Source organism: Corynebacterium massiliense DSM 45435 (genome assembly GCF_028609805.1).
Taxonomy (GTDB): domain Bacteria; phylum Actinomycetota; class Actinomycetes; order Mycobacteriales; family Mycobacteriaceae; genus Corynebacterium; species Corynebacterium massiliense.
Genome location: NZ_CP063189.1, coordinates 1,971,029 through 1,982,647, shown reverse-complemented (window position 1 = coordinate 1,982,647; position 11,619 = coordinate 1,971,029). Strand labels below are relative to the sequence as shown.

The following is an 11,619-nucleotide window of genomic DNA, read 5'->3' as shown; positions in this document are numbered from 1 at the left end:
CGCCGGAATTGCCTGTTGCTTAACAGGAAGTGAACTTTAGCTGTCAAACGGCCGTTTAATCGGTGAGTTAGATACTGTAACGGCTATGGCGAATTCCGATGAGCAGTCCACTCCAGAAAACCCATTCCGTAACGACGACAGCACCAACTCCAACGCCGGCGATTCCCTAGGTAGCGGGAAGCACCGCGACAACTCAGACTTCCTGAGCTCCGAGACCAACTTCGGCAGTCCGGGCTCCGAATCTGCTTCCCCCATGGCGGGCTCGCACCGCGTTTCGCGTGACGAATTCACCGGTGGGGATGCAGGTTCGTCCGCGTCACAGCACGCGGAGGGGCAGGGCTCCGCGGCTCAGGGATACTCTGCGCAGAGCTTCTCGGCGCAGGGCGATTCCGCCCAGCACGGCTACTCCCAGCAGGGCTGGCAGCCCACGCATGCGCCGTTCCCGAAGGACCGCGAGGAGCGCCAGTACGGGCAGGGCCAGGGGCAGGATTTCAACGCAGGGCAGACGTATGGCCAGGGTCTGCAGCATGGCCCGCAGAACGGCCCGTCGGGGCCGGGGCAGTTCGGTCAGTCGGGTCAGCAAACTTACGGCCAGAACCCGGGCCAGGGTTTCCAGCAGGGGCAGCCGGCCGCAGGTGGGCAGCAGGGATACCCGCCGGCATCGCAAAACCAGGGCTATCCGGTGGCGCCTCACCAGGGCTACCCGGGTGCAGTATCGGATAAGACCAAGCTGGTCGCGGGCTTGCTCGCGCTCTTCTTGGGCGGACTTGGTATTCACCACTTCTACAATGACAACCCAATGATGGGAATCGGCCGTATCGCGGTGACCGTACTCTGCTTCGTTCCGTTTATCGGTATCATTTTCTTGCTGATTGATTTCGTCTGGTGGGTTGCAGATGTCGTCATGGCGTTCACCGGTAACGGTCCGTTCAAGCAGGACAAGTACGGTCGACCACTGCAATAGGGAGACGATCCCTTGAGCTCAGACGAACGGGCGGTATAGCCCGCCCGTTCACGAAGTTCTTACCGCTTTTCAATGGGTGACACGCAGTGGCTCGAATCTAACCAAAGGACGCGGAAAAGTTTCTTTAAGGCGCTCCTGCGCTTCCGGTGCGAGGTCTGTTGGGATAAATTTCATTCATAGTTCACGGCCCCGTACCCTGCGTGTGGGACATTTATCCCCATGCGTATTCAATTCCCTGTTACTCACTTCTTTTCCCGTGCCGTCCTGCCCGCCGTTGCGGGGGTCGGCGCGCTTTCTGTTGCGCTCGGTTCCTTCGGCTCTGTCGTGCCCGTAGCTCACGCGCAGTCGGCGGCGTCCTCGTCGTTGTCGTCCAACTTGTCGTCGAACCCGTTCGGTGATCGCGGCTCAGACTCGAACGGAACGCCCGCGCCCGGTCCGGATGCGGCCCCGGCGTCGCACCACCGCGAGGTGCTCTGGTCGGAGGACTTCGACGGGGTGGACAACCCGGCGAAGTTTACGCATCGGGTGCCGGAAGGATGGACATCGTCAAGCGAAGGCGTCCACTCCGGCGAGGCCCGGTGGAACGGCTGGGCACTGTCCACCATCCGGGACTGGACCTGGGCCGCGGGCACTGACAAGCGGCACTACTTCACGCAGGCGCACGACCAGCTGGCCATCATCGACTCCGAGCAGCAGCGTCTCAACGACAAGGACCACATGGACGCCTCGCTGGTCTCCCCGGAGGTGGGCGTGGCCGGCCGCGACAAGGTCTCGGTGGAGTTCGACCACCACTACCGCCAGGGCGATAAAGGCCAGGACGCCGTGGTGAGCGTCAGCTTCGACGGCAGCGAGAAGCAGGAACTCAAGGTCTTCGACGCCGACCAGTTCAGCGCCCACGAGGCCTTCGACGTGGAGGTGCCCGCCGGGGCGACGTCGATGCAGATTCACTTCGATTACCGCGGCGGCAACAATGACTACTGGTGGGCGGTGGACAATGTCTCCGTGGCTGAGCCGCTCGGGGAGGTCAGTGGGAAGCCGCAGGCGATTATCGATGTCCTGTCCGACACCCAGGACGACAACGACGACTACCGCGACGCGGTCAAACAGCTCAACGCGATGCCGGACAAGGCCGGTGCGCTGGTGCTCAACGGCGACCTCGTGGACAACGGCTCGAAGGAGCAGTGGGACGCGTTCATGCAGGCGCACAAGGACACCCCACACGATTCCGGGAAGGAACTGTGGACCATCGGCAACCACGAGATGTACGGCGACGAAGGCTCCGAGACCTACATGCGCCGCTTCCTGGAGAACTCCGGGCAGGACAAGCCGTGGAAGGAAGAGGTGGTCGACGGTGTGCCGCTGATTTCGGTCAACACGGAGTACTACTCGGACATCGACCGCGGCGGCAAGGAACCGTTCCAGCGCATCTCCCAGGAGCAGCTCGACTGGTTGGACTCCCGCCTGGCGTACTGGGACGCCAAGGGCACCCCGGCGCTGGTGTTTACCCACCCGCTTTTGCCGCAGACCGTGTCTATGTCGTACTCCGCCTGGTACCAGAACGACTTCGAGGACCTCGAGGCGGTATCGAACGTGCTGAACAAGTACAACAACATCGTCGCGTTCACCAGCCACTCGCATTCCTCGCTCAAGCAGAACAACTGGTGGGGCGTGCGCCGCTACGACGGCACCGGCGAGGCCGGCAAGCGCGGCTTCCCCGTGGTGAACACCGGCGCGGTGCTCAACGAGTTCATGCCCGACGGCGACCACGACGAAGAGATCGTCACCGAGCCCGCAGACCACTCGACCGGTCTGCGCGTGAAGGTGTATGACGACCGCGTGCGCGTGGAGGCGTGGGACTTCAAGAAGCACAAGATGATGAAGTTCCACGACTTCGCGCGGTAATTAACCGCCTTCCCCAAGGGTCTCTAGGAAGCGAATTGTAGTTACTTCCTAGGCGCCTCGTAGGCTTTTACTCGTGCGGGCCGATGTAAGTTATATGAATTTCTTCACCCCAGTAGGACCAGTATATGCGCCATGCTGATGGGGTGTGATTTTCGATGTACGAAATGAAAGTAGGGGGTTCATCGCTACTTTGCATTTTGTGCGTGCGGAAAGATGGGTAATTAGGACCATGAGTTTTCATGCGTCCAATTGCCTTATTGACTTTATGTTTCTTTGCCGGGTTTTTCTTTAATGCCTTGCTGGCGTCCTTATTCGCCGAGGGGGTTATCTTGACTATGAAGTTAGACACGGGCGTTAAAAGTACTCGATGTCTACAGCTTGGCCGTCAAGGAATTCCTGGCGACTAGCGTTAAATACGCCGAGGGCCGTCGGGTTCGAGTACAGCTCAAGATTTTCTTCAGTTAGATCTTCGTGGCTTACGAAAATGAACTTGCCAGCGGAATCTTCGAAGCGAACGAATTGTCCGCAGTCTTTGGCATTGTCTGGGAGTGTTGTTGCCTGCACGGTTTTCATCTCCTCTCCCTTGAGTGAGTGCCGCCTATTGGTTCGTTAGAGTCCAACGGCAGCGCGTCTCCTTATATTTCCATACGGGGTGCAGTATGTAAACTTCCTTTACGCCGTGTTGGCTGCAAAGGGTGGTCTATTATTAAATGCTATCGGGGCATTCGCGCAGGGTGCGGAGGTAGTGCTTCGTAGAACGACGCCTGGTGAGTGACTTCGGGTGCTGGCTACCCCATTTGGAGTCCGGTGCGCAGTTGGGCGAACGGCTCTGGGCAGATCTGATGGGTGATGGCGCGCCCCGCACGCACCTTTTTCACAAGTCCCACGTCTGAAAGAAGCTTGAGGTGGTGCGAAACCGTCGGCTGGGTCAAGCCAGACATGACAGTCAGGTCGTTGACGGTCATGGGTGCGCATCCCTTCTCTGTGAGGCGGGACAGGATGCGTAGGCGGGTCGGATCCGCGAGAACCTTAAACAATCTGGCGTAGCTTTCGGCCTCTGTAGCAGTGAGGGGCCAGAACCCAGGGTGCAGCAGTCACGGGCTTCGGTGTGCGGGTTCTCGGGTAGTGCCATGCGGGCCATTATATTGACGCCTTCGTGTCGCCCTCTCTAGGTTTTATATTGATGAACGTCGATATAAGGAGGGACCGCGTGGCCGCGCAAGGGGCGTCTGACACGGCGGGGCAGCAGAACAAACCGCGCATGTCTTTTTTAGACCGGTTTCTGCCGGTTTGGATTTTGCTGGCGATGGCGGTGGGGCTGGGCATCGGTAAGCTAGTTCCAGGCCTGCGGGACGGACTCGCAGCACTGGAAGTAGGCAGCATTTCCCTGCCCATCGCGCTGGGGCTCCTGATCATGATGTACCCGCCGCTGGCGAAGGTGCGCTACGACAAGACGCGGGAAGTGACGGCCGATACCCGTCTGATGATCGTATCAATCGTGCTGAACTGGGCCGTTGGCCCCGCATTCATGTTTGCGCTCGCCTGGATATTCCTGCCGGATGAGCCGGCGCTGCGCACTGGGCTCATCATCGTCGGGCTTGCCCGTTGCATCGCGATGGTGCTGGTCTGGTCCGATTTGTCCTGCGGCGACCGGGAAGCAACCGTCGTACTCGTGGCTTTGAACTCGCTGTTCCAGGTGGTCATGTTCGGTGTGTTCGGGTGGTTCTACCTTAAGGTGTTGCCGTCGTGGCTGGGCCTCGAGACTGCTTCGGCTGACTTCTCCTTCTGGGGGATCGTGTCGTCGGTCCTAGTCTTCTTGGGTATCCCGCTGGTACTCGGCTTCGTCTCCCGCGTGGTGGGGGAGCGGACCAAGGGGCGCGCGTGGTACGAGGAGGCGTTCTTGCCTCGGATTTCGCCGCTGGCCCTGATTGGACTTTTGTTTACTATCGTCCTGCTGTTTTCGCTGCAGGGTGACCACATTATCGCGCAGCCAGGCACCGTAGCGCGGCTGGCGGTGCCGCTGCTGGCCTACTTCGTGTGCATGTTCGCGGTGGGGCTCGGCGTGGCTAAGGCGACCGGCATGAACTACGCGCAGTCGGCGGCGGTGGCGTTTACCGCCGCCGGCAACAACTTCGAGTTGGCCATCGCGGTCTCCATCGGCACCTTTGGCGCGGCATCCGCTCAGGCGTTGGCCGGCACGGTGGGCCCGCTCATCGAGATCCCTGTGCTGGTGGGGCTGGTCTACGTCATGAGGTGGCTGGGGCCGAAGGTGTTTCCCGGAGATTCCACGGTCCCGGCGAAGTAGCCGGCCTAAGGGGGCTTGGCAGGCCCCGCTTGGTTCAAGCGTTTTGCTGACTGATTGTTGCTCCTGGCGTGCGGCACGAGCTTACTGGCAGGGTGCTTGCTGAGCGTGTTCATGTAGGGCTGTGCAAGTTCGGTGCAGTCTGAGGCGAGATTTGGTGCCCTTTTGCGGCGCTAGTCTGCACCGAATTTGCAGTGGAGGCTTGGTCCCAGGGGATCTGGTGACCAGGGGCTCGGCCCGGGGTTCATGGCTAACGGCAGGCGTGCGAACAGTCGTGGCCTCGGATGGCGCTTAGGTCGCTTCTTTTTATTGATTCGTTCGGTACACAACGGGCCAGTTCGGCCGTGATGGGAGATGAAAACCTGTCACTAGCTGGGGAAATTTTTTCTTGATTGTTTCTTGCTTCGGGCATCCAACTTTAGTTGCACAAAAAGGCTCCCCTGGTCGGGAAGACGAGGGGAGCGTGCCCGCGGAGTGAGCCAGCGAGAATGAGCCAGCGGCACCGAGCGCGGCGGCGAATGCGCCGCGTGGATTACCCGGTGAAACCGCGCGGCTCGATGGGGTTGCCCTGCCACACGGAGTGCGCTGGGACTTGGTCGCCGCGCATGACCAGCGAGCCGGGCTCGATGGTGGTGGACTCCGCAATGCGGGCCGCCGGCAGGGCGACGGAATGGGCGGCGAGGGTGGCGCCATCGCCAAGCGTGACTGCGTCCAGGCTCATCACGCGGTCCTGGAACAGGTGCGTTTGCACAACCGTGCCCGGGCCCACGGTGGCGCCGCGGCCGATGTGGCAGAGATCCGTCTCCGGCAGCCAGTAGCTGTCCACCCACGCACCGCGGCCGATGCGCGCGCCGAGCAGGCGCAGGGCCGTGTTCATCGCGCCGGTGCCGGCGTTGTGGTTGAAGAACCACGGCGCGGCCACGCACTCGACGAAGGTGTCCTGCAGCTCGTTGAGCCACACGAACGGCGACCACAGCGGGTGCTCGCCGCGGCGGTGTTTGCCCACGCACACCCACTTGGCCACCACGGTGACGCCCACGGCGATCGCACCGGCGGCCATCAACACGAGCCCGGACAGCGCCCAGGCCAGCCACGGGCCGAGCGCGGCGGTGAGGTAGACCAGCGTGGCGATGACGAAGGCGAAGACAATGCCGGAGGCGATGGGGGCGAAGAGCCGGAGCGTCTCGATGACACCGCGGGCGACCTTGAGTCCCGCGCCGGGCTGGTAGGTGCGCGCCTCGGCCGCGGATGCGGCGGCGGAAGCAGCGTCGCCGCCGCGCACCGAGTCGGAGGCCACGCGGCGCATGCGCTCCGGGGGAGCGCCCCACCAGTTGGACTCCGGCTTGTTCTTCTTCGGCGTGGACGACAGGACGGCCACCAGCGAGTTCTTCGACAGCTTGCGCCCCGGGGTGAGCACGCCCGAGTTGCCGAGGAAGGAGCGCTTGTCCACCCGGGCCTTGCCGGAGCGGACCCAGCCGCCGCCGAGTTCGTAACCGCCGACCATGGCGTCATCGGCAAGGAACGAGCCGTCCTTGATGTCGGTGAACTTCGGCACCATGACCGCGGTGGAGGCCTCCACGTCGCGGCCCACCTTCGCGCCGAGCGCGCGCAGCCACACCGGGGTGATAAGCCCGGCGTACATGGGGAAGAGTTGGGTGCGGGCATCGTCCATCAAGCGGAACACGGCCCACAGGCGCCAGCCCGCCGCCGACCGCACCGGGTTGACCCCCGGCTTTAAGCCCAGCGAAAACACGCGCACGCCGAGCCACGTCAGCGCGGTGTAGGTGGCAAAGGCCATAAGCGCACCCAGCGGCGCGAAGGCGAGGGCGCCGGCGAACGCGTTGCCGCCGGTGCGCTCCACTAGGAAGACGGTGAGCGCCGCGCCCACCGCGAGTGCCGCGACCGGCAGCAGCGCGAACGCGAGCGAGGTCAGCCCGTAGAAGGGCACCCACCACGGGCGGCGCGCCGGGTGCGCGTCGGGGAAGCGGTGCTTGGAGCGCCCCACCTTCTTCGCCGGCGATCCGGACCAGCGTCGGCCCGACTTCACCTTCTTTGCACCCGTGACGGTGGAGCCGGACTCGACGTGGGCATCACTGCCGATGTTCGCCCCCGGCAACAGCGTCGACCGCGCGCCAATGCGCGAGTTCTTGCCAATCTCGATCGCGCCGACATGGAGGACGTCGCCGTCCAGCCAGTAGCCGCTGAGATCGACCTCGGGTTCCACCGCGGCGTGCTTGCCCAACTTGAGCAGGCCCGTCACCGGCGGCAGGGAGTGCAGATCGACGCCCTTGCCCATGCGCACGCCCAGCGTGCGGGCGTAGTTGTTCACCCAGGTCGCGCCCGAAATGGACCGGGCGCCCGAGGCATCCGTCCAGCGTTCCGCCGCCCAAATGCGCAGGTGCGTCGCACCGCCGCGCGGGTAGTCCCCGGGTGTGATACCGGCGGTGATCGCGCGGGCGCCGAAACCGCCGATGGGGATGCGCCCCAGCGGCGTGGCGAAGATGATGATGAACGCGATGACCAGCCACCACGGCTGGTGCGGCGCCCACGGCACGCCGGCCGCGGCCGCCATGTTGATGCCCAGCATGGTCCACGCCAGCCAGGTGGCGCCGGACAGCGTCATGGCCACCAGCTGGATGGCGAACTGGGCCGCGCGCGTGCCGACGCTCACCGGTTTTACGCGGCGCTTCGGCCGCGCCGTGGCTCGGGCGTGCGGCGCACTCGCGGAGGCGGCGCTGCCCGACTTTCCGGGCTTGCCAGACTTGCCGGCCTTGCCGGACTGAGCGTTTTTCGCGCCGGCGCGGGAGCTGGCGCGGCGCGGTTCCTCGTCGCCCGCGAGGTGCTGGGCCAACTGGCCCAGGCGCGGGTAATCGTAGAGTTCGCGCACCGCCACGGTGGGGTAGCGCTCGCGGATGCGGCCGATGAGCGTGGCCGCCGCGAGCGAGGTGCCGCCCAGGGAGAAAAAGTCGACGTTGGCGTCCGGGATGGACACGCCCAGCACGTCGCTCCACAGCTCGGCGAGCCACTCTTCCGTCGGGGTAAGGGCACCGGCGTCCGCACCGAGGCCGGCATCGGCAGTCGGCAGCGGCCAGGGCAGCGCCTTCTTGTCCACCTTGCCGGAGGTGCGGATGGGCAGCTCGTCCATGACGTGGATGCGCGGCACCAGCGCTGCCGGCATGGTGTCGGCGAGGCGCTCGCGGGCGCCGTCGTGATCGAAGCCGTCGTCAGCGCGGTCCAGCGACACGTAGGCCACCAGTACCGACTCGCCGGCGCCGGTCTTTTGCACGGCCACGGCGGAGTTGTACACGTTCGGCAGGGCGGCAACGTTGGCTTTCACCTCGCCGAGCTCGATGCGGCGGCCGCCGATTTTCACCTGGTCGTCCTTGCGCCCGACGAAGTACAGGCCGTCTTCTTCCAAACGCACGTGATCGCCGGTGCGGTAGGCGCGCTCCCAGCCCAGGGACTCCAGCGGGGCGTACTTCTCCGCGTCCTTTTCCGGATCGAGGTAGCGCGCAAGACCGACGCCGCCGATGACGAGCTCGCCCGGCTCGCCGATGCCGACGGGGTTGCCCGATTCATCGATAACCGCAAGGTCCCAGCCGTTGAGCGGCAGGCCGATGGATACCGGTTTCCCAGCCTCCATCTTCTCGGCGCTGGCCACCACGGTGGCTTCGGTGGGGCCGTAGGTATTCCACATCTCGCGGTCATCGGTGGCCAGGCGGCGCACCAGCTCCTCGGAGCAGGCCTCGCCGCCGACGATGAGCAGGCGGATATTGTCCAGCGCCTCCGCGGGCCACAGGCCGGCCAGCGTGGGCACGGTGGAAACCACCGTGATGTCGCGACGGATGAGCCAGGGACCCAAATCCATGCCGGAGCGCACCAGAGACCGCGGCGCCGGGACCAGGCACGCGCCGTGGCCCCAGGCAAGCCACATCTCCTCGCAGGAGGCGTCGAAGGCTACGGACAGCCCGGCGAGCACCCGGTCATCCGGGCCCAGCGGGCCTGCCGGGTGGTGGATGAGGAAAAGGGCCGCCTCGGCATCGACAAACGCGGCCGCGGAACGGTGGCTGACCGCAACGCCTTTCGGTTTGCCGGTCGAGCCGGACGTAAAGATGATCCACGCGGTATCTTCCGGACGCGGTTCGGCCTGCTCGCCGCCGCTTTTGCGGATCATATGGAAGCCATCGTCGGTGAACACGCCGTTGATGTCGGCCTCACCGAAGACCATGTCCGCGCGCTCGTCCGGGTCGTCCACGTCCACCGGTACGTAGGCGGCGCCGGCGGCCATGATGGACAAGATGGCGAGGTACAGCTCCCGCTGGCCCGACGACATGCGGATGCCGATGTGGTCGCCGCGGGAGACACCCTGGCGGTGCAGCTCCTTCGCCCACGCGCGCACGTCCGCGATGAGCTCGGCGTAGGTGAGCACCTCGCCGTCATCGATGGCCGCGGCGTCCGGGTGCAGCTCCGCCGTGGTCTGCACGACGTCCCACAGGGTGCGTGGACGTGGAGCGTACCCGGCCAGAAGGAATTGAGATGGGACAGTTACACTACTGACGGGCGAGTTCACAATTAAGAGGCTCCCTCTTCAGTATCGGCGGAAATGATCGCCTTTGCCAGTTTGCGGAGGTGTTTCAACTGCTTTGACGTGGAGTCGTCGAGGGCTTCATCTTCCGCCGCACAAACTAGGATCGACAGCTCCCGCTGTGCCTTATATCCTTTCTTTGTAGACGCGACGATCTGCCGTCGGCGGTCCTTAGGATCGCGTTGTCGTTTGGCCCATCCGTTGCTTTCCAGCGAGTCGATCAGACGCACCATGTCCGAGGCGTCTATGGCAAGGGTTTCCGACAGAAACGCTTGGCTTGCCGCGTCGGCATCGACAAGACAGGTCAAAACCCAATATTCCCGGAGTGTGGTCTTCTTAGCGGCAAGTGCTGTTTCTACCTTCTCACGGGTTCGTCTCCGCACTCGCTCGAGTTGAAACGAGGGGGACTCCAGGAGAGCCGTGGGGATGGCGTTCAGGTTCGTATTTGTCATGTCTATGACCATAGACCACCTATGGGGTCAATATATTATTGGGGTAGCCTACGGTTGGCCAGGCGGAGAAGCTAGGGTTCCTAATAGAATGGGGGTGGGAATATACCTCAGGCTCGTATCGTCGGTGATTCGAAGCGTAACATTTGGTGGGTCAGGGCTGATAGTCTCAATGGGGTCGCAGAAATGACTCGAGGTCTGCGGCGTTCGAGATGCAGGTGCACTAAAGAGAGAGGTACGAAGTGAAGAAGCGTATCGCCGGAACTACGGCGGTTAGTATGATCACGGTGGGGCTGCTAACAGCTCCGGTTAATGCGCAGGAGCAGCCAGCCGGGTCGGTGCAATTTCCGGATCTCCCTCCTATCGACGCAGCGCAACAGTTGAACGAACTTCCTGGACGGGTGCCCATCCAGCTACCTCAGCCGCGCCTGCAGCCTGGAGAGCTACCGAACCAGAATGTAGAGGAGAGCTACGTTTCCTTCGGTGATTCGGTGGCCGCTAATCCAGGGCAGATCGATATCCTTGCAAGCCGTATTAAAAAACAGGTCCCAGACTACGAGTGGCCCACCATTCGTGACGGTCGATGCGCTCAAGGAGTAGGTAATTTTCCATCGAGGACAGCCGAAAAAACCGGTTTGCGTCTTGCGGATTACTCCTGCGGCGGCTCTACGGCGTTCACCCCGAGTGGAGACAACGATCCGATCCCTCACAACACCCTAAACGACCAGGTCGATCAAGCCCTCAATGAAGGGAATCTCGACGGGCGAACCAGGCTGGTGACGGTTTCTATCGGTATTAATGACTTTTACCAGCCAGGCAACGGTCCGGAAATGGGGCAAGAAGAGCGCAACCGTCGGTACGATCGTGAGGTCGGCCGGGCTATCGACCGCATCAGAGAAGCTGCTCCGAATGCAAAGATCGTAATGACTGGTCTACCTGATCAAACTGACGGGGCTAACCACACCTGTCCTACGAACATGTTCGGAGTAGTTTCCCGCTGGTACTTCCCGTTCGTTTCCTACTATCAGGATGAACTACGGAATTCCCAGAGGCGAGTCTCTGAACAGCACGGCGTAGAGTTCCTGGACATGGTTTCTGAAATTAACCTGGCGAACAATAATAACGGGTGCAGCACGAACCCGGATCGTTTAAGCGCCTCGATCTTCGATGATTCTCCGCATAACTTCACGTTCCACCTGACGGATGCGGGTAACGAATACTACGCGAACCGTCTGGCTGACACCTATAACGCATAGAACCTATAACGCTTAGGAAGAGAGAGTCTTGATGGATATTCCATGGCTAATGGAGATTGTATCCAACTACCCTTTGACCACCGCCCCCATCGAAGTAGTGGGATCCTTGCAACTCGATGACCCCATCGGGCGAACCTTGAACGTGTATCCGGACGTGCAGC

Annotated in this window: 9 protein-coding genes; 4 read left to right on the top strand and 5 right to left on the bottom strand. The window is 62.7% G+C overall.

Annotated elements, in window-relative coordinates; all coding sequences use genetic code 11:
* The first annotated feature begins 85 nt into the window (after positions 1-85).
* Together CMASS_RS09195 and CMASS_RS09190 are read left to right on the top strand one after the other, a co-directional pair.
* Positions 86-964: an NINE protein gene (locus CMASS_RS09195; RefSeq protein WP_022862949.1), complete on the top strand. Its 879-nt coding sequence runs from the start codon at positions 86-88 to the stop codon at positions 962-964.
* Between the two features lie 219 nt (positions 965-1,183).
* A complete protein-coding gene (locus tag CMASS_RS09190; protein ID WP_022862948.1) occupies positions 1,184-2,866 on the top strand; it encodes a DUF4073 domain-containing protein in 1,683 nt (560 codons plus the stop codon).
* A gap of 67 nt (positions 2,867-2,933) precedes the next feature.
* Here the strand turns inward: CMASS_RS09190 and CMASS_RS09185 are convergent, their stop codons facing one another.
* The 3 genes from CMASS_RS09185 to CMASS_RS09175 all read right to left on the bottom strand — a co-directional run bounded on the left by CMASS_RS09185 (position 2,934) and on the right by CMASS_RS09175 (position 3,903).
* Positions 2,934-3,215, bottom strand: coding sequence for a hypothetical protein (locus CMASS_RS09185; protein WP_084684402.1), 282 nt, complete (start codon positions 3,213-3,215; stop codon positions 2,934-2,936).
* A 5-nt stretch (positions 3,216-3,220) separates the two neighbouring features.
* Positions 3,221-3,439 (bottom strand): hypothetical protein, encoded by a 219-nt coding sequence (locus CMASS_RS09180; protein ID WP_022862947.1) that lies wholly within the window; start codon positions 3,437-3,439, stop codon positions 3,221-3,223.
* Positions 3,440-3,654: 215 nt separating this feature from the next.
* Positions 3,655-3,903, bottom strand: coding sequence for an ArsR/SmtB family transcription factor (locus tag CMASS_RS09175; protein ID WP_420536132.1), 249 nt, complete (start codon positions 3,901-3,903; stop codon positions 3,655-3,657).
* 224 nt (positions 3,904-4,127) lie between these two features.
* On the opposite strand from CMASS_RS09175, the gene arsB reads away from it, so the two are divergent.
* Entirely contained in the window at positions 4,128-5,171 is a 1,044-nt protein-coding gene (arsB, locus tag CMASS_RS09170) for an ACR3 family arsenite efflux transporter (protein ID WP_027018651.1), read from the top strand.
* A gap of 529 nt (positions 5,172-5,700) precedes the next feature.
* Here the strand turns inward: arsB and CMASS_RS09165 are convergent.
* Complete coding sequence (locus CMASS_RS09165) at positions 5,701-9,738, bottom strand: Pls/PosA family non-ribosomal peptide synthetase (RefSeq protein ID WP_022862945.1); 4,038 nt, start codon at positions 9,736-9,738, stop codon at positions 5,701-5,703.
* Positions 9,739-9,740: 2 nt separating this feature from the next.
* Positions 9,741-10,205: a MarR family winged helix-turn-helix transcriptional regulator gene (locus tag CMASS_RS09160; RefSeq protein ID WP_027018650.1), complete on the bottom strand. Its 465-nt coding sequence runs from the start codon at positions 10,203-10,205 to the stop codon at positions 9,741-9,743.
* Between the two features lie 239 nt (positions 10,206-10,444).
* Here CMASS_RS09160 and CMASS_RS09155 point away from each other — a divergent pair, with 239 nt between their 5' ends.
* A complete protein-coding gene (locus CMASS_RS09155) occupies positions 10,445-11,458 on the top strand; it encodes a GDSL-type esterase/lipase family protein (RefSeq protein WP_156831787.1) in 1,014 nt (337 codons plus the stop codon).
* Positions 11,459-11,619 lie beyond the last annotated feature (161 nt).

What these genes read in the sequence shown, in the direction of transcription:
- CMASS_RS09195 (WP_022862949.1), top strand. Translation starts at nt 86, where the DNA reads ATGGCGAATTCCGATGAGCAGTCCACTCCAGAAAACCCATTCCGTAAC.
- CMASS_RS09190 (WP_022862948.1), top strand. Translation starts at nt 1,184, where the DNA reads ATGCGTATTCAATTCCCTGTTACTCACTTCTTTTCCCGTGCCGTCCTG.
- CMASS_RS09180 (WP_022862947.1), bottom strand. Translation starts at nt 3,439, where the DNA reads ATGAAAACCGTGCAGGCAACAACACTCCCAGACAATGCCAAAGACTGC.
- arsB (WP_027018651.1), top strand. Translation starts at nt 4,128, where the DNA reads ATGTCTTTTTTAGACCGGTTTCTGCCGGTTTGGATTTTGCTGGCGATG.
- CMASS_RS09160 (WP_027018650.1), bottom strand. Translation starts at nt 10,205, where the DNA reads ATGACAAATACGAACCTGAACGCCATCCCCACGGCTCTCCTGGAGTCC.